At 68.3% G+C, this 24063-nt stretch carries 24 protein-coding genes; 8 read left to right on the top strand and 16 right to left on the bottom strand.

Going from position 1 to position 24063, the window contains the following annotated elements:
• Nucleotides 1-37: 37 nt before the first annotated feature.
• From ACIHCX_RS26900 to ACIHCX_RS26885, 4 genes are all read right to left on the bottom strand, one after another.
• A complete protein-coding gene (locus ACIHCX_RS26900; protein WP_400033942.1) occupies nt 38-895 on the bottom strand; it encodes a serine protease in 858 nt (285 codons plus the stop codon).
• Between the two features lie 399 nt (nt 896-1294).
• Nucleotides 1295-1987: a hypothetical protein gene (locus ACIHCX_RS26895; protein ID WP_400033742.1), complete on the bottom strand. Its 693-nt coding sequence runs from the start codon at nt 1985-1987 to the stop codon at nt 1295-1297.
• A gap of 34 nt (nt 1988-2021) precedes the next feature.
• Nucleotides 2022-2669: an MSMEG_1061 family FMN-dependent PPOX-type flavoprotein gene (locus ACIHCX_RS26890; protein WP_400033740.1), complete on the bottom strand. Its 648-nt coding sequence runs from the start codon at nt 2667-2669 to the stop codon at nt 2022-2024.
• 162 nt (nt 2670-2831) lie between these two features.
• Nucleotides 2832-3281 carry a hypothetical protein gene (locus ACIHCX_RS26885; RefSeq protein ID WP_400033738.1) on the bottom strand — a complete coding sequence of 150 codons (450 nt, stop codon included), beginning with the start codon at nt 3279-3281 and terminating at the stop codon, nt 2832-2834.
• Between the two features lie 176 nt (nt 3282-3457).
• Here ACIHCX_RS26885 and ACIHCX_RS26880 point away from each other — a divergent pair, with 176 nt between their 5' ends.
• Together ACIHCX_RS26880 and ACIHCX_RS26875 are read left to right on the top strand one after the other, a co-directional pair.
• A complete protein-coding gene (locus ACIHCX_RS26880; RefSeq protein WP_400033736.1) occupies nt 3458-4105 on the top strand; it encodes a TetR/AcrR family transcriptional regulator in 648 nt (215 codons plus the stop codon).
• A 330-nt stretch (nt 4106-4435) separates the two neighbouring features.
• Nucleotides 4436-5602 carry an alanine--tRNA ligase-related protein gene (locus ACIHCX_RS26875; protein ID WP_400033734.1) on the top strand — a complete coding sequence of 389 codons (1167 nt, stop codon included), beginning with the start codon at nt 4436-4438 and terminating at the stop codon, nt 5600-5602.
• Nucleotides 5603-5681: 79 nt separating this feature from the next.
• On the opposite strand, the gene ACIHCX_RS26870 is transcribed toward ACIHCX_RS26875, so the two are convergent.
• Nucleotides 5682-6944, bottom strand: coding sequence for a beta-ketoacyl-[acyl-carrier-protein] synthase family protein (locus ACIHCX_RS26870; RefSeq protein ID WP_400033732.1), 1263 nt, complete (start codon nt 6942-6944; stop codon nt 5682-5684).
• A gap of 70 nt (nt 6945-7014) precedes the next feature.
• Here ACIHCX_RS26870 and ACIHCX_RS26865 point away from each other — a divergent pair, with 70 nt between their 5' ends.
• Both ACIHCX_RS26865 and ACIHCX_RS26860 read left to right on the top strand, forming a co-directional pair.
• Complete coding sequence (locus tag ACIHCX_RS26865; protein ID WP_400033730.1) at nt 7015-7632, top strand: TetR/AcrR family transcriptional regulator C-terminal domain-containing protein; 618 nt, start codon at nt 7015-7017, stop codon at nt 7630-7632.
• Nucleotides 7633-7869: 237 nt separating this feature from the next.
• Complete coding sequence (locus tag ACIHCX_RS26860) at nt 7870-8946, top strand: fatty acid desaturase family protein (protein WP_400033728.1); 1077 nt, start codon at nt 7870-7872, stop codon at nt 8944-8946.
• A gap of 189 nt (nt 8947-9135) precedes the next feature.
• Here ACIHCX_RS26860 and ACIHCX_RS26855 read toward each other — a convergent pair whose 3' ends face one another.
• A complete protein-coding gene (locus ACIHCX_RS26855; RefSeq protein ID WP_400033726.1) occupies nt 9136-10020 on the bottom strand; it encodes a glycoside hydrolase family 19 protein in 885 nt (294 codons plus the stop codon).
• Between the two features lie 386 nt (nt 10021-10406).
• On the opposite strand from ACIHCX_RS26855, the gene ACIHCX_RS26850 reads away from it, so the two are divergent.
• Nucleotides 10407-11435 (top strand): aldo/keto reductase, encoded by a 1029-nt coding sequence (locus ACIHCX_RS26850; RefSeq protein WP_400033724.1) that lies wholly within the window; start codon nt 10407-10409, stop codon nt 11433-11435.
• Between the two features lie 114 nt (nt 11436-11549).
• Here ACIHCX_RS26850 and ACIHCX_RS26845 read toward each other — a convergent pair whose 3' ends face one another.
• From ACIHCX_RS26845 to ACIHCX_RS26825, 5 genes are all read right to left on the bottom strand, one after another.
• A complete protein-coding gene (locus tag ACIHCX_RS26845; RefSeq protein WP_400033722.1) occupies nt 11550-12281 on the bottom strand; it encodes an amino acid ABC transporter ATP-binding protein in 732 nt (243 codons plus the stop codon).
• Complete coding sequence (locus ACIHCX_RS26840; RefSeq protein ID WP_400033940.1) at nt 12281-13747, bottom strand: ABC transporter substrate-binding protein/permease; 1467 nt, start codon at nt 13745-13747, stop codon at nt 12281-12283. Before ACIHCX_RS26840 ends, ACIHCX_RS26845 begins: the two co-directional genes overlap by 1 nt.
• Nucleotides 13748-13859: 112 nt before the next feature.
• Nucleotides 13860-14837, bottom strand: a complete 978-nt coding sequence (gene hutG / locus ACIHCX_RS26835) for a formimidoylglutamase (protein ID WP_400033720.1) — start codon at nt 14835-14837, stop codon at nt 13860-13862.
• Nucleotides 14834-15577: an IclR family transcriptional regulator gene (locus tag ACIHCX_RS26830; protein ID WP_400033718.1), complete on the bottom strand. Its 744-nt coding sequence runs from the start codon at nt 15575-15577 to the stop codon at nt 14834-14836. The genes hutG and ACIHCX_RS26830 overlap by 4 nt, the downstream gene beginning before the upstream one ends.
• 195 nt (nt 15578-15772) lie before the next feature.
• Nucleotides 15773-16666, bottom strand: a complete 894-nt coding sequence (locus tag ACIHCX_RS26825) for an IS982 family transposase (protein WP_400033716.1) — start codon at nt 16664-16666, stop codon at nt 15773-15775.
• Nucleotides 16667-17082: 416 nt separating this feature from the next.
• On the opposite strand from ACIHCX_RS26825, the gene ACIHCX_RS26820 reads away from it, so the two are divergent.
• The 3 genes from ACIHCX_RS26820 to ACIHCX_RS26810 all read left to right on the top strand — a co-directional run bounded on the left by ACIHCX_RS26820 (nt 17083) and on the right by ACIHCX_RS26810 (nt 19054).
• A complete protein-coding gene (locus ACIHCX_RS26820; RefSeq protein ID WP_400033938.1) occupies nt 17083-17646 on the top strand; it encodes a GNAT family N-acetyltransferase in 564 nt (187 codons plus the stop codon).
• Between the two features lie 202 nt (nt 17647-17848).
• On the top strand, nt 17849-18589 hold the full coding sequence (locus ACIHCX_RS26815; protein WP_400033714.1) for a methyltransferase domain-containing protein: 741 nt from the start codon (nt 17849-17851) through the stop codon (nt 18587-18589).
• Nucleotides 18590-18886: 297 nt separating this feature from the next.
• A complete protein-coding gene (locus ACIHCX_RS26810) occupies nt 18887-19054 on the top strand; it encodes a hypothetical protein (protein ID WP_400033712.1) in 168 nt (55 codons plus the stop codon).
• A gap of 201 nt (nt 19055-19255) precedes the next feature.
• On the opposite strand, the gene ACIHCX_RS26805 is transcribed toward ACIHCX_RS26810, so the two are convergent.
• The 5 genes from ACIHCX_RS26805 to ACIHCX_RS26785 all read right to left on the bottom strand — a co-directional run bounded on the left by ACIHCX_RS26805 (nt 19256) and on the right by ACIHCX_RS26785 (nt 23763).
• Nucleotides 19256-20386 carry a catalase family protein gene (locus tag ACIHCX_RS26805; RefSeq protein ID WP_400033710.1) on the bottom strand — a complete coding sequence of 377 codons (1131 nt, stop codon included), beginning with the start codon at nt 20384-20386 and terminating at the stop codon, nt 19256-19258.
• Between the two features lie 57 nt (nt 20387-20443).
• Nucleotides 20444-21796: a Dyp-type peroxidase gene (locus tag ACIHCX_RS26800; protein WP_400033708.1), complete on the bottom strand. Its 1353-nt coding sequence runs from the start codon at nt 21794-21796 to the stop codon at nt 20444-20446.
• Nucleotides 21797-21914: 118 nt separating this feature from the next.
• Nucleotides 21915-22505, bottom strand: a complete 591-nt coding sequence (locus ACIHCX_RS26795; RefSeq protein ID WP_400033706.1) for a hypothetical protein — start codon at nt 22503-22505, stop codon at nt 21915-21917.
• Nucleotides 22506-22822: 317 nt separating this feature from the next.
• Nucleotides 22823-23419: a hypothetical protein gene (locus ACIHCX_RS26790; RefSeq protein ID WP_400033704.1), complete on the bottom strand. Its 597-nt coding sequence runs from the start codon at nt 23417-23419 to the stop codon at nt 22823-22825.
• A complete protein-coding gene (locus tag ACIHCX_RS26785; RefSeq protein WP_400033702.1) occupies nt 23392-23763 on the bottom strand; it encodes a hypothetical protein in 372 nt (123 codons plus the stop codon). The genes ACIHCX_RS26790 and ACIHCX_RS26785 overlap by 28 nt, the downstream gene beginning before the upstream one ends.
• Nucleotides 23764-24063: the final 300 nt, after the last annotated feature.

The raw sequence follows: 24063 nt of genomic DNA, 5'->3' as shown, positions 1-24063 counted from the left end.
CCGCGGGCCGGTCCGTACGGCGTACGTCCCCTGTGGACTAGGCCTGCGGCTTGGGGAGTTCACATCCCTTGCGGCTCAGGTCGAGCTTGCTGCCGTCGACGACGCACGGCACGATCACGTAGGTCTCCTGGGCGTAGTTCGTGCCCTGGCGGATGGTGATGCGCCCCTTGCGGTCGACCTCGCAGGGGTTGTTGAGCGTGCACTGCTCGCCGTCCTCGTTACCGGTGTTGTTGACGGCGATCACGCGTCCGGTGTGGTCGTCGATCACCGGGGAGCCGGAGGTGCCTCCGATGGTCTGGCACGCGGGCGTGTAGCGCACCGAGTCCTTCCAGGTCCACCAGTACTCCTTGAGCTGGTCCACGAACCCGTCGACGGAGCACTTGTACTGCTCCTTCCAGTACCCCGACACCACGGTGATCTTGGTGTTCTTGCGCGGGTGGCGCGGGTCGAGCAGCAGCGGCCGTACGTGGTACTTGCTCTCGATCTCGGCGTAGGTGGTGGTCGTCCGGTACAGCGAGATGTCGGTGTCGGTCATCGTCGCGTACGAGATCTGGTCGGCCTGAAGCGTGCCGAGCACCCCGGCGTCCTTGTCGAGGAGCTTGAACGTGCGGGTGGACGGCTGGTTCACGATGACCTGGCCGGCCTTCGGGAAGCCGCTCTCGATGCAGTGCCCGTTGGACAGCACGAGGGCCGGGTCGTTGGGCTGTGACTGCGGGGTACGCACGACGGAGCCGGAACAGTTGCTGAGCGCGACGGTGCCGGCGAACGTGACGGGCGCGTCGTTCGGTCTCGCGCGGGTGCCGGCGTCCCCGCCCGCGGTCCCGGCGATGGCGGGTGCCGCGCCCGCGCCGACCAGGGCGAGCGCGAACGCCGCGCCGGTGAGTGCCTTGCCGATCCTCGGTGAGCGACGTGTCGTGCGTGTCATCGGTGCTGCGGGTGACATTGGATGGAGCCCCCTTGCCGACGTCGGGTATGACGTCTGTAGCCGATGGTTGCCGTGCGCATTCTTCGGTGCCGACGGTCGGTGGGACAAGAGGTGGGACCAAGTCCGTGTCCCACCGCGGTCCGTGGGCACGGCGGACACGGGCACGCACCGGGCCGGGCGCATGTGCGGACCCGAACTCGCGCTGGGAGCTCCGACTTGGTGTTTCGCCAGGTCACGTCGGCTCCGGGGTCGCCGGAGCGGTGGGCGGCGGCGGCAGAAGGTCGCGGGGCGCGCCGGCGGACACGACGGCGACGAGGGGGTCCTCGGTGGGCAGGTCCGGCCTTGGGGACCATCGGTGCAGTCGGAGAACTACGACGAAGGTCCGTCCCACCGGTAGGTCTGCCCGGGACAGGGCGGCGCGGGGTGCGGCGGCGGGGCGACAAGGTCGTCGCGCCGCCGGCCTCCCGCCAGGAACGCACCTGTCGCCGCTACGACGAGGACTCCGGCTTCGATCCCGGAAGCGACATAAGCACCAAAGCCGTTGGGAGTGGCCCGCTCCGGCCGGACTTCGCCTTCTGGGTCCTCGATGACTCTCACGGTGTCTCCGACAGAGAGGCCCGCGCAGTCGTCCAGGGCCCTGGGTACCCTCGCCCCACCCTCCACGTGCTGCAACTGGCAGAGAGTTTGGCGCCTGGGCCGCTCGTCGATCCTGACCACTGTCACCTCGCTCCACCGCCCTCGTGTCTGCAGCACATCGGCGGTGTGGCCCCACCACCAGCCCGTGGCCGTGAGCAGGACCGCCGACGCGGCGTACGGCAGCGTGAAGTACCAGGCCCTGCCGAAGTAGTTGACCTCGGTCATCAGGAACAGAAGGCTCAGCGTCACCACGCCGAGCAGGACGTAGGCAGGCCAGCTGTCCGAGCGTATGAACAGCAGCCCCAGCCGCAGCGCGAACACCAGAACGCATGCGAGCAGTCCGAGGACGAGCCCAGTCCAGGTCAGCGCGGTTCGTGAGGCCCTGAGCTCGAACTGGGTGAGCCCCTTGCTCACGGCGTGCGCCACGAAGGGGACGCCACGTCGCCGCGGCGGACCGACGTCAGGCCAGTCGGTACAGGAGGGAGTCACGCTGATCCTGCTCGACCTCGGCGAGTGTCAGGTTGGGGTCGCGCTGATGGGCGAGAGCGACCTCGGCCGGCGTCGGCTGCTCCTCCTTGAGCGGCCATGCCTCGGGACGCCAGAGCTTCGACCGGACGAACGCCTTGGCGCAGTGGACGTACACTTCGTCGGCCCGCACGACCAGCGCGGTTTTCGGCGGCTTGCCGACCGGGGTCAGCCGCGCCAGCAGGTCTTCGTCGGCCGTGATCCAGGCTGCGCCGTTGACCCGAAGCGTCGTGTCCCGGCCAGGGATGACGAAGTTGAGCCCGGCGTGCCCGTTGGCCAGGATGTTGCGGTAGCTGTCCAGCCGATTGTTCCCCGTCGCGTCCGGAATCACTACATGACGCTCGTCGAGGACCATGACGAAACCGGGGGTGCCGCCCCGAGGGGCCACGTCGCAGCGGCCCTGGGCATCGCTGGTGGCGACGAACACCACGGGCGAGACCGCGATGAGGCGGCGCGACATCTCGTCGATGTGGTCGAGCTCTTTGCGTACCGCCCGCTCTCCGGGGTCCGCGTACAACTCCCGGAGTTGCGCCTCACTGGTCAGAGCTCGGGGTATCAGGGTGTCATCCACCCTGGCGATCATAGCCCCGTGGGTCGAAGAAACCGGGGGTGGCCGTCGAGGGTGCCGCTGTGTCGCGACCCCGCCCCGGAACCCTCCGTGTGTTCCGGGACGGGGCTGTAGGTGGGGCCGGTGTCGGAAGGGCTGCCGCCCGCCCATCACGTGGGTAGTGCGCCTGGGTTGGGCTCATACCCTTCGCTGTCGTCCCCACAGCAGTGCGACCGCCAGGAGGCCTGCCAGGCAGGGCACCATCCCCACCCAGCCCAGCGTCAGGGGCAGACCGGTGTCGCCGGAGGTGTCCTTGGTGAGCAGCCCGGTCAGCCCGGCACTTGCGCCGAGCACGAACACCACGGTCGCGGCGGGGCGGGCCCACCACTTGCCCGCCCTGACGGCCCATATCGTCCAGAGCCAGGCGAGGACACCGAGCGCTCCGATGACGGACAGCAGAACCAGGTAGGTGGTGACGGCCGAGTCGATGCGCGTGGGGGCGTACGTGGGGTAGCCGGCCCGGATGTGGTCGGCCAGCAGATGGGTGGTGGCACGGTCGACGTACGGGACGATCGTCGCGATGACGGTGAGCCCGAGGCCCGTGAACATCGCTCCGATGGCCAATCGCTCACGCCGTGTCTTCGTCATCAGAGTGCCTTCCTTTCGTGCGGACGGCGCCGCGCCGACGGAGGTGGTTCCGCTGTCCTACGTCGCCATGGGCGCCGGTCCGACGTACCGACTTCCCCCTCCCAAAACCTACGTCGTAGGTTTCGTCCTGCAAGGTACTTTCTACGGTGTAGGTTTTGCAAACGAAGGGAGTGGCCGTGGCCAGACGTACACGGGGCACCTCGGCGGGGCTCGACCGCGAGCGCATCGCTGCCGCCGCCGTCGCACTCGTCGACCGCGACGGCCTGGAGCGTTTCGGGGTCCGGCGACTTGCGGAGGAGCTCGGGGTCGACCCGATGTCGATCTACCACCACATCAAGGGCAAGGCCGCGCTGCTGGACGCGGTCTCCGAGGCTGTGCTCACTGAGATGGCGGTCGGCGGTGTCGACGCATCGCACGACTGGCAGGAGATCGCCCGCCGCACGGCGCACGGCTACCGGGACATGGCCTACCGGCACCCCCGGGTGTTCCCGCTGCTGACCACACGCGCCCAGACCTCGCCGGCGGCCCTCACCGCCCTGGAGCGCCTGGTCACCGCCATGCGTGAGTCCGGGCTGCCCGACCAGGTGGCCGCGGACGCGCTCACGGTGCTGTTCGGCTTTCTCAACGGACACCTGCTGGCACGCACCAGCGGCGGACCCGACGGGCCCAGCCCCGTGCCCGCCTTCGACACCGAGACGCACCCGACGATGGCCGCCCTCGCACCTCTGCTGGCCGACTTCGGGTCCGTTGCGGAGTTCGACCGGATGCTCGACACCGTGCTCGACGGGATCCAGGACCGGGCCGCTCAACAGTCGAGCGGATGATCACGCACTCGGGACAGCGTCGTCACACACCTCAGGACCACACCTCAGGCGTGGACATCCTCGAGCGGGCCACGACCTGGCCTGGCGGAAATTCGTGTGCCTCGGGGGCCCGAGCGCGTTATCGTCTCCCGTATGAACGTCATCGGCCGAAGCACCATCGCGACCGCGCGAGCGACCAGCTCGCCGGTTGCCGCCGCCTGACCTTCTCCCTTTCCCATCGGCGACCGGAAACGGCCCGTCGGTGGTTCTCTGGCGTTCTTGCCGCGATGTGACGACCGCACGGTCCCGTTGTCCGGTGCCTCCCCCGCTGTGATGCGAAGGAGTCACCCCATGAACACGGAGCAGATCGTCCGCACGATCGTCGAGTACTTCGAGGAGCGCGGTCATCGCAGGATCACCGGCTCGACGCTGCTGCCACCGCCTGGCGACCCGGTGCTGTTCACCACCTCCGGCATGCATCCGCTCATCCCCTATCTGGAGGGGCGTCCCCATCCCCTGGGCAGACGCCTGGTCAACCTGCAGCGCTGTCTGCGGACCACGGACCTGGAAGAGGTGGGTGACGCCAACCATCTGACGGTCTTCGAGATGCTCGGTACCTGGTCGCTGGGCGACTACGACGGGTCGATGAGTCTCGACTGGGGGTACAGGCTGCTCACGGAAGGACTGGGGATCGATCCGGGCCTGCTGCACGCCACCGTCTACGGCGGCGACGACCGAGTCGGGCCGGACACCGCTTCCCTGCGCCTGTGGCAGGACCGCGGCGTTCCCGTGGAACTCACCGTGGAGGACAACTGGTGGTCCAACGGACCGGTCGGCCCGTGCGGCCCCGACTCGGAGATCTTCCTGTGGAGCGGTGAGACTCCGCCCGAGTCGACGCCCACCCGCGACGACCGCTGGGTGGAGGTGTGGAACCACGTGATGATGCGCCACCGCCGGCTCGAGGACGGCTCCCTGGTGCCGCTCCCCCAACGCAACGTGGACACCGGGCTCGGCCTGGAGCGGCTCGCCTCGCTGTTGCAGGGCACGTCATCGGTGTTCGAGTGCGACGTCTTCGATCCCTGGCGCCGTCTCGTGCCGACGCTGTGGCCAACGGACGAACCGTCGCGGCGCCTGCTCTACGACCACCTGCGCTCGGCCGTCGTCGTACTCGGCGACGAGGTACGTCCGGCCAACACGGGACGGGGCTACGTGCTGCGCCGCCTGGTGCGACGAGTGCTCACCGTCCTGTGGCGGGACGATCCCTCGCGCAGCCTCGGAGACCTGCCGGACGAGCTGATCTCGCACACCCTGGACCACTTCCGGCAGGAAGTGGAATCCGGCGACGTACGTCGGCTGCTGCTTCAGGAGGAGCGCCGGTTCAGCCAACTCCTGGAACGCGGCCGGAAGGTCCTTGCCCGGCCACGGTTCCAAGGCCCTCTGGGAGATGAAGACTTCCACTATCTCCACGACACGCACGGCCTGCCACGCGATCTGGTCATGAGCCTGCGCCAGGAGTGACAAGTGGTCTGTCCGCAGGATCACGCGCACTCGGCCAATCGGCGGCATCCCTCCACGACCAATGGTGCGTTCGCATGGGTCACGGTGTGGGCGAGGGTGTACGGGACGCGTGGTGCCGTGCCGGGGTGACGACGAGTGAGACGTTCTGCCCGCCGAAGCCGAAGGAGTTGCTGAGCACGGCCTTCTGGGGGACATCGCGTCGCTGTGCGACGACATCGAGATCGATGTCGGGATCGACGTCGGCCGTGGTGAGGTTGCGGGTCGGTGGGATGACGCCGTGTTCCACACTGAGGACGGCGATGAGTGCTTCGATCGCGCCGGCGGCGCCGAAGAGATGGCCGAGCGCCGCCTTGGGGGCCGTCACGGTGGCGCGGCCGAAGACCTCCCCGATCGCGCGCGCCTCGGCGAGGTCGCCAACCGGAGTTCCGGTGGCGTGGGCGTTGATGTGGCTGATCTGCTCGGGAGCCAAGCCGGCCTGTGCGAGGGCCTTCCGCATGGCGGAGATCTGACCGGAGCCGTCGGGGGCAGGCGCCGTGATGTGGTGGGCGTCGGCGGCGATGCCGGCGCCCGCGAGCACCGCGTGGACGCGGGCGCGCCGAGCGCCTGCATGCTCGGCGCTTTCGAGTACCACGACAGCGGCGCCTTCGCTGAGGACGAATCCGCTGCGGTCCGCGGCGAACGGCCGTGACGCCGACGCGGGTTCGCCGGTGTGCCGCGACAGTGCCTGTGCCTGCGCGAAGCCGGCGACGGTGATCGGGGTGATCGCGGCCTCGGTTCCGCCCGCGATGACCACGTCCGCCTCGCCGGCGCGGATGAGCCTGGCCCCCAGGGCGATCGCCTCGGCACCGGAAGAGCATGCCGAGACGGGTGTGTAGGCCCCGGCCCGTGCGCCGTATTCGATACTGATCAGCGCCGCGGCCGCATTGGGCATGAGCATCGGGACCGTGCGTGGCGAGACGCGCCGAGTCCCGGCCGCCTCCAGTACGTCGTCCTGCTTCAACAGTGTCCGTACGCCACCGATGCCGGTGCCGATCGCCGACGCGAGCCGGTCCGGGTCCACCTCCGGGGCGCCGGCATCGGCCCAGGCTTCGGCCGCCGCGGTGAGGGCTGCCTGCTGCGAGCGGTCGAGCCGCCTGGCTCGCACGGGCGGCAGCGACTCGGCGGGGTCGACCGCCATCGTCCCCGCGACGGTGTCGGGAAGGCCGGTGTCCTCGTGGCCGGGCAGGACGCCGCCGCGGATGCCGGACTCGCCGGCGAGCAGCGCGTCCCAGGTGGACACCACGTCTCCACCGAGTGGTGTGATCGCGCCGAGTCCGGTCACGACGACTTCAGTCCGGTGCATGCGCTTCGACCTTTCTTGTATGCGATACAAGTGAGCAGACCCTGCTTGTTGTATCACATACAATCCAGGCGTGGAGAAGAAGCGAACCGAAGCCCGGGCAACGCCGACTCCGGCGCTCGACCGTGGTCGCACGACGAGGCGCCGGCTGATCGAGGTCACTGCCCGGCTCTGCAAGGAGCGGCCCGGTGCCGAGGTGAGCGTCGCGGAGATCGCGAAGGCGGCAGGGGTCTTCCCCAACCAGGTCACCTACTACTTCGGCTCCAAGGACTCGCTGATCGTGCACGCCGCTTTTCTCGGCTTGCTGCACGACACCCGACGGGTTGAGCGCATCGGTCGCCAAGCCCCCGACGCGGCGACATTCCGGCGCAACATCGCCCGCGCCGTCCTGTCTCTGCCCTCGCTCCCGTCGGTCGCGCGCGCACTCGCGGCCGCGATCTCCAAGCCCGAACTCGCCCCTGTGGTCGACCAGCACCTCCAGTTGCTGTTCCGACAGTCCGAGCGCTTCGTGAGCCGGCTCATCGACGGTCGCGGCTGGAAGGCCCGTCGACCGCTCGACGTGGAGGCCAGGACGTTTTGGAGCACCGCGCTCGGCGCGGTGCTGCTCGTCCGCGCCGGAGCACACGGCACGGTCGCCGACCTCGACCTCGCCGGATCACTGACCATCCACGACGCGTCCGAGCCCGACTAGGGCCCACGGCGGCGACGTGCACGTGGGCGCGTCCGCCGACGGCGAGCCCGGTGAGCGCGGGCACCAGGGCGGCACGGCCGCTCAGCACGAGGGCGGCTCCGGGTGAACCGGCGAATGCCCAGCTCAGAGAGCACAAGGGTGGGGACAACCCCCTGAGCTGGAGGGGGCTCGACCCCCCACGAGGCCTACAGCTGACAGGCTGGTGGCGGCGGGACGGCCGTAGCCAGACTCGCCTGCATGACGATTTCCTCCGACGCTCCGGTCACGACCGTCCCGGCCGCCGTGCGGCCCCGCAGACCTCGCCCCGAGGAGGGCAGTGACTTCGCCCGGCTGTCGCAGCGCATCTCCGAGGCGGATCTCCTGCGGCGGCGCCCCGGTTACTACACGGTGCGGCTCGGTCTGGTGATCGGGCTGCTGGCGGCGGGCTGGGGGGCCTTCGTCGCGCTGGGCGACACGTGGTGGCAGCTGGCGGTCGCCGCCCTCATGGCGTTGATGTTCGGTCAGGTCGCCTTGGTTGCTCATGACCTGGCGCACCGGCAGGTGTTCCGGAAGCGCCGTGCGAGCGCGATCTGGGGCCGGCTCTTCGGCAACCTCGGCATCGGCATGAGTTACGGCTGGTGGATGAACAAGCACACCCGCCACCACGCCAACCCCAACCACGAGGAACTCGACCCCGATGTCGCCCCTGACATCCTGGTGTGGTCCACCGAGCAGGCCCGCAACAGCAAGGGTCCGGCCCGGTTCATCGGCGGCCACCAGGCGTTCCTGTTCTTCCCGCTGCTGACGCTGGAGGGCTTCAACCTGCATGTGGCGAGCGTGCGGGCGCTGCGCTCGCCGTCGCTGAAGTGCCGTCTGCTGGAGGGCACACTGCTCTTCCTGCACATCGCGGCCTACGTGTCCGCGCTGTTCCTCGTGCTCTCCCCCGGCAAGGCCGTGGCGTTCCTCGCCGTGCACCAGTGCCTGTTCGGTGTGTATCTCGGCTGCACCTTCGCCCCGAACCACAAGGGCATGCCCACCTTCACCGGCGACGACCGCCCCGACTTCCTGCGCCGCCAGGTGCTCACCTCCCGCAACGTGCGGGGCGGCCTGCTCACCGACGTGATGCTCGGCGGGCTCAACTACCAGATCGAGCACCACCTGTTCCCGAGCATGCCCACTCCTCATCTACGGCGGGCCCAGGTCGTCGTACGCGCGTACTGCGCGGAGATCGGCGTGCCGTACCACGAAACCAGCCTGATCCAGTCCTACCGCGAGGCACTCGTCCACCTGCACCGAGTGGGCGAGCCCATCAGGCGCCAACACAAGGCGTCCTGACGGCAGATGCTCCCACCTTGCGCCCTGATCGCCGTGTCGCCCGGCCGGTTCACCAGAACGGCCCGACGGGCCTCTCCCGGGCGTTTTGGCGACGCCTTCGAGCTGACGCGGCGCCCGGTCCGGTCAGGTGACCGGACCGGGCGCCGGCCGTCGTGCGCGGGGCGCGCCACGGTCAGTGCCGGGACCGGGTCAGCAGTACAGGTTGTCACCCGTCGACACGCCCAGGATCTGCGTGAACTGCTGGTACGTGGTCACACGGCTCTGCACCTGGGCGGGGTTCCCGCCGTCGCACTCGATGGAACCGTTGATGGAACGGATCGTCTGGCCGAAGCCCGCGCCGTTGACCATGGCGTTGTGCGCGGTCATGCTGCCGGGGCCGGACTGGGTGTTCCAGTACCAAAGGCCCGTCTTCCACGCCACGGCGGAGTCGTTCTCCACCAGCCAGGGATTGTTGAGCAGGTCGATGCCGAGCGCGTCGCCGGCCGCCTTGTAGTTGAAGTTCCAGCTGAGCTGGATGGGGCCGCGGCCGTAGTAGGCGGACTGTCCGGCCGGGCAGCCGTACGGCTGGCTCCAGTCGCAGTAGTTCGGATAGTTGGCGGTGTTCTGCTCGACGACGTAGACCAGTCCGCCGGTCTCGTGGCTGACGTTGGCGAGGAAGGCGGCTGCCTCCTGCTTCTTGGTCTCGTCGCTGCCGGTGTTGGCGAATCCGGGGTAGGCGTCGAGCGCGGCGACCAGACCACTGTAGGTGTAGAAGCCGTTGCGGTTCGGGAACATCTGGTTGAACTGGGCCTCCGAGACGACGAAGTCGCCGATCTGCGTGCCGCTGTCGCAGTGGTACGGCTGCCAGTACCAGGTGCTGATGACCGGGTCGTAGCCCGGGTTGTCGTGCTCAGCGATGTACGCATTGCCGTCCGTGTAGCGGACGATGTCACCGGTGACGTAGGCCCTGCCGGCCTCCCAGTTCGGGTAGCTCGAACAGGTGGCGGCGGACGCGCTGCTGGTCGGCACCAGCACCGGTACGGCGGCGGAGAGGGCGAGCGCGGTCACGACCGCGGAGATGCGACGCCTCGACACGGAATCAACTCCTTGACGGAGAACGGTCGTACCCGGCGCGGGCAGGACGGAGCGAGCCTTGTGCGCGTCCCGGTGGAACCGGACGGGGCGCTGGGCCGACCGTGGTGGGGGGTGTGAGGCACACTCAACCGCATTGGTCTGTACCAGTCAAGGTGCAGATCGGTCAGCGGCGAAGGAGGAGCGGGGCGGCAGGCACGGCCAACCGGGCTGAAACGGGGCCGTGTTGGGCGGCGTGCACCACGGCCACCGGGCACAGGGTCGCCCGACGACCCGCACACCCCCTTGCTAACCGGAACACTGTTCCGTATTGTTTAAGTCGAACGATGTTCCGTTTGCGTGAGCTCAGCGCGCCGCGGCGGGCATCACATCAGGCATGGGAGGAAACCGTGAAGTACCGCACGCTGGGCCGAACCGGTATCAAGGTCAGCCCGTACTGCCTCGGTGCGATGATGTTCGGCACCGTCGGCAACCCCGACCACGAGGACTCCGTCCGCATCATCCACAAAGCGCTCGACGCGGGCGTCAACTTCGTCGACACCGCCGACGCCTACTCGCGCGGCGAGTCCGAGGAGATCGTCGGCAAGGCCCTCAAAGGCCGCCGTGACAACGTCGTCCTGGCCACGAAGGCGCACCTGCCGATGGGCGACGACCCCAACCAGCAGGGCAACTCGCGGCGTTGGGTGACCCGCGCGCTGGAGGACTCACTGCGTCGGCTGCAGACCGACCACGTCGACCTGTTCCAGATCCACCGGCCCGCGCCCGACACCGACGTCGAGGAGACCCTCTCCGCCCTCACCGACCTGGTGCGCGCGGGCAAGGTCCGGGCCGTCGGCTCCTCCACGTTCCCCGCCTCGGACATCGTCGAGGCGCAGTGGGTCGCCGAACGGCGCGGCCTGGTGCGGTTCCGTACCGAGCAGCCGCCGTACTCGATCCTCAACCGGAGCATCGAGCGCGAGGTCCTGCCCGTCTGCGAGCGGTACGGCATGGGGACCATGGTGTGGAGCCCGCTCGCGGGGGGCCTGCTCACCGGCCGCTACCGCAAGGACCGGCAGGCCGACACCCACCGGGCCGCCTTCGGCTTCGGGCACCTGCGCGACGAGCGCCGGCTCGACGCCGTGGAACAGCTCCTCCCCCTGGCCGACAAGGCGGGGATTCCGCTGACGCACCTCGCCCTGGCTTTCGCGATCGCCCACTCCGGCGTCACCTCCGCGATCATCGGGCCGCGCACCATGGACCACCTCGACGACCTCCTCGCCGGCGCGGAGATCAGCCTGACCGACGACATCCTCGACGAGATCGACGCCATCGTGCCGCCCGGCACCGATGTCGGGACGCTCGACATGGCCTACGACCCGCTCGCCATCCAACTCGCCCCGCTGCGCCGCCGCCCGGCCATCGAGCGCTCCGCCGCCTGATCCGTCGGCGGGAATCGGCCGGCGAAGGTCCCGGACCCCGGCCGGAGTCCTCAGAGTTGCCCGGAGGCTGCACTGGGCCTCGGCCTCCGCACCGGCCGACGTACCGTCCCGGTGTCAGAGGACCTTGGCGAGGAACGTCCTGACGCGCTCGTTGTCGTTGCGTTCGGAGAAGAACTCCTCGGGCGGCAGGTCGGCGGCGATGCGGCCGCCGTCGATGAAGAGGACCCGGTCGGCGACCTTGCGGGCGAATCCCATCTCGTGGGTCACCACGACCATGGTCATACCGTCCCGCGCGAGGTCGGTCATGATGTCGAGGACGTCGTGGACGACCTCGGGGTCCAGCGCGGAGGTCGGCTCGTCGAACAGGATGAGTTCGGGGTCCATGGCCACCGCTCGCGCTATGGCGACGCGCTGCTTCTGGCCGCCCGACAGCCGGTTCGGGTAGATGTCCGCCCGTTCCAGCATGCCGACCTTCTCCAGCAGGGCGCGGCCCTTGCGCTCCGCCTCCTCGCGTCCGCGGCCCAGGACGTTCATCTGTGGCAGCACCACGTTGCGCAGCGCGGTCATGTGCGGGAACAGGTTGAACTGCTGGAAGACCATGCCGAGACGGGCCCGCAGCCGGTCGAGGTCGGAGCCGCCCGCCGTGAGTTCCTCGCCGGAGAACTCCACACGCCCCGAGGTGGGGGTCTCCAGCAGGTTGAGGCAGCGCAGGAAGGTCGACTTGCCGCCACCGCTGGGCCCGATGACCGCCACCACCTCTCCCGGCTCGATGGCGAAGTCGATGCCGCGCAGCACCTCGTGGTCGCCGTATCTCTTGGTGATGCCGAAGGTCTGCAGGAGCGCCATCAGACGTACACCGCCATCTTCTTCTCCAGGGCGCGGGTGGTGAACCCGATCAGGTTGGTCAGGACGTAGTAGAGGAGGCCGATGAACAGGTACACGGTCAGGGCGTCGAAGGTCCGGGATATGATCGTCTGCCCTACCATGAACAGCTCACCGATGGTGATGAACGAGACCAGCGTGGAGTTCTTGGTCAGCGACACGAACTCGTTGCCCAGCGGCGGCAGCATCCGCAGGAACGCCTGCGGGACGATCACATGGCGCATGGCGGATGCGTGCGACATACCGCAGGACCGGGCGGCCTCGAGCTGGCCGCGGTCGATCGACTGCACCGCGCCGCGCACGATCTCGGTGACGTAGGAACCGCTGTACAGGCCGAGTGAGAGGACGCCGGCGAGCATCGGCGGCAGTTGCAGGCCGAGTTGGGGAAGCCCGAAGTAGACGAAGAACAGCTGGACCACGAACGGCGTGCCACGGATCACCGAGACGTAGACGTTGCCGAGCCAGCGCACCGGAGCGACCCGGCTGAGCTTGGCGAACCCGCCGGCCATGCCGAGCATCAGGCTCAGGCACAGGGACATCACGATGACGGAGATACTCACCAGCAGTCCGTGCTGGATCTGGCCCCAGGAGTCCACGATCGTCCGCGGGTCGAACAGCGGCTTGGACGCCTTGGACGCCTTCTGGGCGGTCGGACCCTGTGCACCGAACCACTTCTTGGTCAGTTCGGCGTAGGAGCCGTCCTGCTTCATGGTGTGCAGCGCGGCGTCGAAGGCCGCGGTCACCGCCGCCTCGGACTTGGGAAAGGCGTAGCCGTAGTTCTCCTCGGTCAGCCGCTGCCCGACCTGCTTGAGGCCCCCGCGCTGGGCGATGAAGTACTGGCCGGCCGGGCCGCCGGTGACGACCGCGTCGGCCTGGCCCAGTCCCACCGTGGAGAACATCTGCTGGTTGGTCTGCACGACGACCCGGCGGGCACGCGGCTGGTTCTCCTTGAGCCACTCGACGGACTTCGTGCCGACCTGCACCGCGACGCGCTTGCCCGCGAGATCGGCCAGGGAGTGGATGGAGGTGTTGGAATCGGCGACGAACACGGCCAGTCCGCCCGGGTAGTACACGTCGCTGAAGTCGACGGCCTTGGCCCGCTCGTCGCTGATGTAGATGCCCGAGGCCCCCATGTCGATCTGCCCGGCCTGCAGGGCCGGGACGATGTTGTCGAAGGGCATCTGGGTGAACTCGACGTTCTTGATGCCCGCGCGACTGGCCAACGCGCGCACCAGGTCGATGTCGAAGCCGACCTTCTCGCCCTTGGCGTCGGTGGACTCGAAGGGCGGGAACGTCGCATCGGTGCCGACCCGCAGCACCGCCTCACCCGAACGCAGCCGGGCGAGCTCCTGGGCGCCGGGTCCGGCCGACCCGGCGGCGGTCGCCGGACCCGCGCCCGCCCACATCACGACGACGGACAACAGTCCCACCAAGACGGCTGCGACTCTCCTCCGCACGGGGGCTTTCACCATGTTCAACTCCATTGGAATACAGGGCATGACGCAGTCGGCACGCGACTGGCGAGGGGGTTCGGGGCAGGGGTCACCCGCGGGCGCGCCGTCGAGCGCGGAAGGCACCGACCGAAACGGTGTGCACGATGCGGGCGGCCAGAGCGGCGGTGGCGTGGTCCCGGTCGTAGGCCGGGTTGAGCTCCACGACGTCGAAGAGGCCGAGTTTGCCGCTCTCGGCGACCGCCTGGCAGATCTCGATGACGACGGTCGGCGGCACGCCGAGGGCGGCCGGCGCGCTGACGCCGGGTGCCGCCGAGGCCGGCATGACGTCCAGGTCGAGGGTCAGATGCAGGACGTCGACCTGGTCGGCGAACCGGGCGACGAAGTCGAGCACGTCGTCCAGATGGCGTTCCTGGGATTCCTCGTCCGTCCTGAACGCGACGTTCAGGTCGGCCGCGGTCCGCACCAGCGCCGTGGTGTTGCTGGACTCGCTGATTCCGACCACCGCGTAGGTGAACGTCGCCCCGCGCCCCTGCTCGAGGTCGGCGATCTGCCGGAAGGGGGTTCCGGAGGTGGCTCGGTCCGCCTGCCGCAGGTCGAAGTGGGCGTCGAGGTTGAGTATCCCGAGCCGGCGGCCGTCGAGGACGCCGCTCGAGGCAAGGCCCCGGTAGGACCCGTACGCGGTCTCGTGTCCGCCGCCCAGGACGATGGGCAGGTGTCCGGCCCGAACCAGCGAGCGGACCGCGGCGGCCAGGTTCTCGTGTCCGGTTTCGAGATCGCCGTCCACCACGTTCACGTCGCCGGCGTCGTGGACGACGAGGTCGGCTCCGAGAGCCTTGGAGGCGAGGGCCCTGCGTATCGCGGCCGGGCCGTCGGCCGCCCCGGGCCTGCCTCCGTTGCGGCGCACCCCCTCGTCGCTGCGGAACCCGATGAGGGCGAGGCCCGGGGAATCGGGACTCTCCGCGTTGACCGCGTTGTGCCAGCGCCGGTGGTCGGCTCCGGGTCCGTCGACCCGCCCGGTCCACACCGGTGCGGGGGCCGTGTCGCGGCCGGTGATCCTCGATGTCATGACGGTGGCTCCTCGATACGGCTGATGTCCTGTGCCGCGGCATGGGTGAGTGTCAGCAGCGTCTGGTGGTCGCGGACTCTGAACTGGGGCGCCATGGTGCTGACCGTTCCGGTGACCTCGCCGCGCCGGTCGAAGACCGGCACACTCACGCCCCACACGCCCTCGTCGACGGCGCCGGTACTCATCGCGTAACCCCGGTCGCGGACATAGCGCAGGTCCACCATCAGCGACTCGGTCACGGTCGGATCCAGCCGGTGCGCGGCGCAGATCTCGGCGACCCGGTCGGCCGGCAGGTGCGCGAGAATGGCCTGCGCGCTCGCTCCCCAGGTCAGCGGCTGGGCCACACCCGGCGAGAAACTGCACTTGACCATACGTGGTCCGTCCGCGGCCTCGACACACAGCACGTGGTCGCCGCTGGGTATCAGGAATGCCGCGAGTTCCCCGGTGTCCGAGGCCAACCGGGTCAGCCGGCTCTTCACCGCCCCGCCGCCGAGCATCTCGCGCCGGTAGTTCTCCGCCATCAGCACGGCCAGCGAACCCGCGCAGTACCTGCCGCGGGTACGTGTGGGGCTCGCCAGGCCGATCTGCACCAGGTCGTTCAGGTGCCGGTACACCGCGCTGATGGGAATGCCGGTGTGCCGGCAGATCTCGTCGGCACTCACGGTCGCCTGCTCGGCCAGCACCGCCAGGATGGCGCCGGTGCGATGGGCAGGCCCTCGAACGGACTTCTGTGGGGTCACCCGCCGGACACTAGGCGACAGTTTCAGCCACGTCACCACCGTCCTCCCAGCTCATGGGAAATTTCCTTTCGATCGGTGGGAGAACGTGCGAAGCGATTCCACCCAAAAGGGCACGTAACAACAACTTGGCGGCAGCCGAGGCTGGAGCGTGGAGTCTCGGCCGGACCCTGGACTAGACGAATCAGTCCGGTGTGATCAGTGGTCGTAGGCGATGAGGGATCGCATGGTCGGCTGTCCGGTCTTGTGGTTGTGCCAGACCGCCGCGGCCAACGCGAGGACGCGCTGGGCGACGCGGACGGCGACGCCCTCGAAGGTCCGGCCGCCGTGCTGTTCCAGGTCGAGCTGGCCCTTGAGGGTGTCGTTCACCGACTCGATCAACTGCCGCACCGACTTCGGCAGGGACTCGCCCGTGCGGCGTTTCTCCCGCTTGAACGACGGCCGCAGCAGATCTGCCCCGCGCAAGGCCAGATCGGCCTCGAACTCCTTGGAGGCGAAGCCCTTGTCCGCGATCGGCAGCAGGCCGGGCCGGTCGGTGACTGCGTCCGGCTCGCGGTCCAGCATCGCCGTGAGCACCTCGCGCTCGTCCAGCTTCGGGTTCGCCAGGGCCCACAGGATCGGCATGCCCGTCGGGGTGCACACCAGGTACAGCCGCAAGCCCCAGAAGAACCGGGAGTGGCTGGCGCAGTACCCGTATCCGGCCCAGCCGGCCAGGTCCGACCGCTTCGCCGTGGGCCGAGAGCGTCCGCACTCGACCGGGGTGGAGTCGATGATCCAGTGGTAGTCGAACCAGAAGTCGGTGTCCGTGGCAAGGAGCCGTATCGCTCGCTTGACCAGCGGCAACGCGGCCCTCAGCCGCTTGTTCCAGCCCGGCTGCTTCGGCACGTACGGGAACATTGCGCCCAAGCGGGAGCGGACGAACCGCAGCCACCTGGCCTCCGACGCGAAGCCCAGCATCGCCTGGGCCACGGCGAGGCAGATGAGCTCGGAGTCCGTCAACCGCGGCGGGCGGCCCAGCCACCGGGTATCCGTGATCTCGTCGTCGATCTTCACGTACAGTGCGGTGAGCAGGGTGTCCAGGCCGCTTGTCACAGAACGATCTTGGACATCCTGTCCGCGTTCCGGGACGCACCGTCAGCATCGGGAACGCCCCGTCCAAGGGGTGGTGACCTGGCGACTTGACGGCCTTCAGGGGCTGGTTCTCCGCTCGATTCACATGAGGATCCCTCGGGCCGCCGCAAAGTGATTGGCCAGATCCGGATCGCCCGACAGCACGAGCCGATCGCGGTCGAAGGGCGGTCCCGTGAGCAGCCGCCAGGCAGAGTTCATGTCGAGCCTGACTGTCGCGTCCGGCGCATGGATCGTGCGTCGATCCGTCTGCTACTGATCGCAGACAAGGACTTCGCTCCCAAGGAGTTCGAACAGCCGGTCAGGCGATCCCCGGATCGCCTACCGACCACTGCTCACATCGGAACAACTCGTCTAGGCTGCGGGTCGTGAATTCGGCCATGACCAGCGGGGTGACCACTGAGCCCGCCATCCTTGATGCCAGGGAGCTGACTTCCCATCCGGAGCTCGAGCTCCGGTTTGTGGAGTCGGCTCACCGGATCCTGGCGGATCTGGTCAGTGGAGGTGCCGCGCTGGGCTGGGTCGAACCACCCTCGCGGGATGAGGTGGCGGAACTTCTCGGCCACGTCGTCTCTGCGGTGCAGACCAGGGATGCGGCCCTGCGTGCGGCTTACCTCGACCGCCAGTTGGTCGGGTTGGGGTACTGGCTCCGCTACGCCCGACCGACTCATCGGCCCCACGCCGATCTGGAGAAGATCGCGGTAGATTCCGCCGCCCATGGTCGTGGCGTCGGTCTGGCGCTGACCACTGCCTTGATCGCTGACGCCCGGGAGACGGGTATCGAGGTCCTCACCCTGGACGCCCGTGGCGACAACGCCAATGCCCTTCACCTCTACCGATCGCTGGGCTTCACCGAATACGGCCGCCTGACCGACTTTGTCGCTGTTGGCGAACACCGCTACGACAAGGTCTTCTACATGCTGGACTTCCGCCGGCAAGGCTGACCTCTGCCACGCACGAGAAGACCCGGCGGCGACCCGCTGCCTGGGCTCAGATCACGTCCTGTGGCGAGGCGGCTTACAGCACTTGCAAGGCAAGAATGGCCACCCGCCGATCCGCCGACTCCTTAAGGCAAGAAATCGTCAATACTTGTGGATAGCTCATCAGCAACGTTCGGTGGTGAGTGACGAGGCAATACTGTCCCTCGTGACGACGTATGACCGCATCGGCGCGACCTACAATCACACACGACGACCCGACCACCGGATCGGCGTCAAGATCCACGAGGCACTCGGCGATGTTGGCACTGTCATCAACGTCGGTGCTGGTGCCGGCTCCTACGAACCACCACAAACGGTGCTGGCGATTGAACCCAGTGCAGTGATGATCGCCCAACGTCCGGCTGGATCTGCGCGGGCTCTCCAGGCATCAGCGGAGTTGATCCCCATCGCCGACGACTCGGCTGATGCGGCGATGGCCCTGCTGACCGTGCACCACTGGACGAACCTGGAAGCCGGGATCGCGGAACTCCTCCGGATCGCGAGGCGGCGCGTCGTCATCTTCACCTGGGACCAGGCCATCTTCCGCAGGTTCTGGCTGCTGGACGAGTACCTGCCGGAGGTAGCCGCGTTCGACGACACACGGGCAGTCCGGATCGACCGGCTGGTCGCGCTGCTGGGCGGTGCCCGCATCGAAAAGGTCCTGATCCCGTACGACTGCACCGACGGATTCGGTGCTGCCTTCTGGCGCCGACCTGAGGCATACCTCGATCGGGAAGTGCGAGCCGGCATTTCGATGCTCACCCAAACCGGCGATGAGGTCCTCCGTCCCGGCCTGACCAGGCTGTCCAGCGACCTGTCTTCCGGCCTGTGGCACGAACGCCATGCTGACCTGCTCGACCGCGAAACACTGGACGTCGGATACCGACTTCTCGTAGCAGACCTTTAGGAACAGACGGCGGAAGTGGACAACAGCATCGAGGGTCTTGTTCATGCAGTTGCGTGGCGGAGGGAGTGCAAGGCGGCGAGTTCGTCCTCGGACAGACGTAGAGAGCCGACGGCCACGTTCTCGGCAAGGTGGCCGAGATCGCCGGTGCCGGGGATGACCAGGACGTGGGTGCTGGTCCTGGAGCGAGCACTCCGAGCTGCACCTGAGCCTGCCGACGACAGGTCAGTTCCTCAGCTCGGACCTCACCTTCTTCAACCTCGCGGGCCGGATCCGCAAGGCAGGGGGCAGTGCGGTGACGTGGCCTCGACCCTTCGGTCCCTGACCGTGCACCTGTCCGAGCTGCGTCTGGATGCCGAGGTCCTCGCAGAACTCACCGAGCAGCGCCGTGCGCTGCAGGAGGCGGACGACACCGCACGCTCCGCCGACTCCTACCCCTGCCTCCAGGGGAAAAGTAGCTTTGCGTGAGCTTGGGGGTCGTAGTTACAGGGGCCGCCGAGATGCCCCTGTGCTCCCGAAGTTCCAGCGAAGTGACAAGTAGCTGCCTGTAGTCAGAGTGACGCTCGGTCAGGGAGAGCGAGGCGAGGTCCGGGGACTTCGCCGGCCTGGAGGGCTGCGAAGTCGGCGTGCGCATGCTCGACCGCCTCCGGGTACGCCTCGCGGACGGCTTCATTGGGGTGGGCCAAGTACCTCGTCGGCGCTGCGGGGCTCTGTGCGTGCTTGTTGGTTGAGCTTGTGGCGGGCGATGGAGGAGTGCCGGTAGACCTCCTTGCGGGCCCGCATGATGTTGCCCAGGGGCGCGTGTTCGGCGGTGACCCGCCAGGGCGTGAAGGACAGCGCGTCCATCTTCGCCAGGTTCTCCGGGCCGGAGATGTCCTGCTGGGGCAGCCGCAGCTTCGCCACCGTGACGGACGGCGAGAGCTGTTCGGGCCACTCCACGGTGGTGTCCTCCACCGGCATGCGCTCCAGGTCGGTGCAGAGTTGGATCTGGATGTCGAAGACGTAGGGCCGCTCCTGCAGTTCCGCTTGCAGGGCCGGCCGGAAGACCTCCTGTACGGAGGCCGGGTCGATGTGGCGCCGGACCACCGCGGCGGCGGAGGACGGATCGGGGGTGATGCGCACCTTGGCGATGTAGTCCCCGTGCCGGACCGCGCCCATCGTCCAGTAGCTGGACAGCAGCAGGTTCGCTGGTGGGGTCTTCGCCAGGCGCAGGAAGGCCAGGAACTCGTCCCACGCCCAGTTGTCCTGGTCCAGGGTTCCCTTGCCGGTCACGAATTCGGTGAAGAAGCGATGGGCGCCGGGTCGGCCCCGGGAGAAGTAGGCCGGTGCGTTCAGGAACAACTCCTGGATGAACAGGTAGTGCTCGATGGTGTTGCAGAAGAAGATCGGTCCGTTGATATTGGCGTAGTCGAATGTGCCTGTGTCCGGTTCGTCTTCCAGCAGGGTCGGGCTGGGGATGTCGAACATCTTCAGGGCCAGTCCGGTGGCGGCGCCCAGTCGTGCGTCGGCTCCGGCATGGGGCGAGCCGTTGGAGAAGCGGATGAGTGCGTCGTGGGTTCCAGGGGTTGCGTAGATGCCCTGGGCGTACTCGGGGGGAAGCCCGGCAAGGATCTCCACTTCCCCTCGGACCAGCCCGTAGCCCTTGGCGTGGGCGTCGCGGAGGGCCTGTCCGGTGCCGCCGGCCGTGACCGACTCGGCGATGTAGCTCTCGGTCTTGTCGATCACCTTCTGCAGGTTCTGGTCGAAGTCCGGGTCGTCGTCTTCGACGTCGGGCGTGTAGCGGACGAACTGTGTTGCCATGACCTCGACCTCTCCTCGGAGAGCATGGATCGGGCCCTCGGGCGACGGGTGCCGCCGTCAGTCCTCCAGTTCGGCGAGCCAGCGCAGTGCCCGCAGGCCTGGCAGGAAGCAGTACTCGCCGCCGCGGGTGACCACGAAGCTGGGCAGGTTCCGCAGGCGTCGGCGGACCGGCTTCTCGGGGATGGTGACGCTGCCGGTTCCGCCGTGGTGCCCGGCCACGGGGTCCTGCTCGCCGGGGTAGCCGATGAAGTTTCCGTCGTTGATCCACTCGGCCTTGATGAACTCGAACTGTCGTTCCAGGTGAGCCCCGATGAAGACTCCAACCAGCCCGCGGTCGGCGCCGTCGTCCTCCAGCACGCCCTCGGGCAGAGGCGGGCCGTAGGTGGTGCCGCGGCGGATGAGGCGGTGCATCCGGGCGTCGCCGATGATGGTGGAATCGCGGGGGTTGGTGCGCCGGATGTGCGCACCGGCGGGGCACCGGAAGCCGCCATCGTCGTGCTCCCGGTACAGGAAGTTGTTCACACGGTGCGGATCGGCCGCCATCTGCGGATCATCGTGCTCGGGCGCGAGTGTCAGCGGCGCCCCGCTGGGCCAGCGCCCGACCATCTTCGCCGCCAGCAGCGCCTCCTCCTCGGCGCTGGAGCTGTTCACACGCAGGTACCGGCGCCAGGCGGCCACGTTGGTGTGGATCTTGCGGACGGCCACGTAGGTCCCGTTGCGCCCCAGCACGTCGGGGCTGGGTGCGGGCGGCAGATTGCCGGTCTCGTCGGGGTAGCCGAGGATGAACTCGCCGGCCTTGATCGGGGCTTCCTGCGGGTTGGAGCCGGGCAGTCCGACGCCCTCGATGTTCGGATGACTGATGCCGTCACGGAAGCCGAAGGTAGTGCGCCCGGTCGGGAGCTGGCGGACCTCCTGCTGCCAGATCACCTGGACACCGGGGGTGCCCTCGTACGCGACACGGGCCTGCTCCAGTTCCCTCTCCAGCTGCGCCGCGTCGGAGGACAGGGCGCTCAACGCGATGTGGACATCGCCTGTGCCGAAGGGAGCCTCCCAGTGGGCCGGTGCGCCCTCGCCCACGTCGCCGATCAGCTCCGCGCGAGCGGCCATGCCCTCACGAAACGCCCGCGGAAAGCTGTTCAGCGACTCCTGGGGCACCCCCAGGGCCCTCAGCCCCTGGTAGGTGAACGCCACCGCGACCCAGGCATCCCGGCTCCGGTCCGCACTGGACAGACCGCCCGAGGTCACCGGGAGCAGCCGCCGCAGCAGGGCGCGCCCTGCCTGGCCGTCGTCGACGCGCAGGAAGACGAACTTTCCCGCGTAGGGAACGGGCCGTGGCCGCAGGGCGCCGCTCTGGACATCGTCGATCTCGACGCGCACGCTCGCCGTACTGCTGCTGTCCGCGGTGTTCATGATCGCTTGTGCCTCCATATCGGCTTCTGCCAGGGCAGCCCTCCAGCCGCCGACCCGCCGTCGCCAGCGCGGTCCACCGGCGTCGGATCGGCTCCGAGGGTTGGATTGCGCCCGGGTTCTATGCCGCGGCTTCCTCCAGCAGCTTCTGGAAGGCTGGCGTGGCAACCAGCTCGGCGTTTGCCGGGTTCTCCAGGGCCGCCCGGAACTCGGGGGTGTCCAATACCTCCTGGAACGCCTCGTCCACTCGATGGTCCTTGTAGATCTGCTGAACGGTCAGCTCGGGATAAGCGCTGACGAAGACTCCCGCAGGCGCCTGGTGGGCGACGAACCAGTCCTTCACCCCCGGATCATGGATGCCGGGGAACCCCTCGCTGTGCGAGAAGACCCGCTCGAAGCGGGCCCCGACCACCGTCTGGGCGAAGTCGTCGATGTAGGTGTCCCAGGAACCGTCGAAGACGCTGGCGAACATGAAGCGGGCGTCATCGTCGAAGATCACGTGCCGTGCGTCATGCAGAGTACCGATCTGTCGCACCGCCGCATGGACCTGCTCGTCGTCCGCCGCGTCGGCCATCGCGGCGAGGTCCTCACGCAGCGCTTCGGCCTCACCCGGCTTGATCTTGGTGAAGACGGTGAACTCGCTGCAGACCCCGTCCGACCTGCCCGGGCGCTCGGGGTGAGCAGACTGGGTTCCACCTGTCGTCGCAGTCATCGTGAGATCCTCCTGCTACGGTCGGTGCGAGGGTCTCCAAGCGCACGACATGGGGCGCTATCGCCCTCACCTCTTCATCCTCAGCAGGGACACGCTGCCTCGCATCTTCACGCCTGAGCGATGCGGCCACTCAGCTATGTGATCCCCTCGTGAATGATCGCAGCTCGGATCCGACGCCGCCTGTTTCAGCGGTCCGGCGACCTGCAGTACTGCCGCCCTGGTTTCTTCCCAGGGGGCATCGAGTGCCTCCGCGATCGTGATCGAGTAGCGCGGCGAAAATGAAAATGCTGCCGGCGCGATAACTGGGCCGATGATCATCATGAGGTCGGGGAGATGAGCATGTGACAGCTGACCAGCAGGACCCAGAGGGGGAATACCAGTTCCGACCAGCGCACGTTGACCACAACGAAGAGGAGGATGAGGCCGACGAGGTAGCCGAGCCACACCAGCCAGCGCGGGAACAGCCCCAGAAGGCGGCCGATGGTTGTGGTCGAGAGGGTGAACACCGCGGCCATGCGCATGCAGTAGCTGGACAGCAGCGTGTAGGTGAGGTGATGCCCGAACTGCCAGAGGGGCAGCCCTGAACCCGACGCGCCGCCTCGCGCTGAGGCAACCTCGAGCAGGCTGCCGGCCGACGTGGCCAGAGCAAACAGCGTCGCGACGAACAGTACGCCGCTGCCCAAAAACACGGTGGCGACGAGTTTGTCCTCTGCCTCGCCGACGTAGGCTCGTAGCGCGCCCATGAACCACAAGAAGGCGATACCCGCAAACGGCAGCAGCGCCAGCGCCCAGCGAAGAGCCTCCCGGCCAGAGGAGTTAGCGTGCCACTCGTGCGCACTGGGCGGGAGGGAGGGGAACACGATCCGCACGAGGACGATGACGGCCGTCAGCAGGACAGCGAACGCAATACCCACCGCGCCCGCTGCCCGAGGCGTCCTTGGCCGCTGGTCTGGATACGCGGTCGTCGCTGCCAAGGCTCTCCTCCGTAATGCTGACTGATGCCATCGCCGAACAGCTTCAGCCCAAGGAACGGGATCAGCTCGTCGACACGCCAGTCGCGCACGACGGCCAGGCGCTCCGGCATGGGCACGGTGTCCAGCAGTTCGGCCGCGCGGCCGGCGGCGGCCTTCGCCGCGGCGGAAAGCTCCGCCTTCATCCGCGGCTCGTTCTCCTGCCACCACTGCTGCTGGCACTTCCAGCACCGGTCATGCTTCTTCGCCGCCGCCTCCGGCTTGACCAGCGCGGTGTGCCCGCACACGGGGTAGGTAGGGGAGACCCGGGAGCCGACGCACTCGCGGCAGGCTGCGACGTCGCGTTCTTCCCCTTCGCCAGCGCGGTGCGGGTGGAGATGTTCTCCTCTCACTCATGCCCGGCCGCACACCGCCACCACACCGCGACCTGCGGATACGCCTCGGCCGAGGAAGTGGTCGAGTGCTGGACGCTGGTGGATGGCCACTCCTGCCGCACGCCCGCCCTTTCCTCGTCAATAGCTCACTCGTTCAACCCAACGAGGCAGGGACGAGGCGAAAACGTACCCGAAAGCTACCCGCCGGTTACT

It is taken from the genome of Streptomyces sp. NPDC052043 (genome assembly GCF_044548235.1).
GTDB lineage: Bacteria > Actinomycetota > Actinomycetes > Streptomycetales > Streptomycetaceae > Streptomyces.
This window is presented reverse-complemented; position numbering and strand designations above follow the sequence as displayed.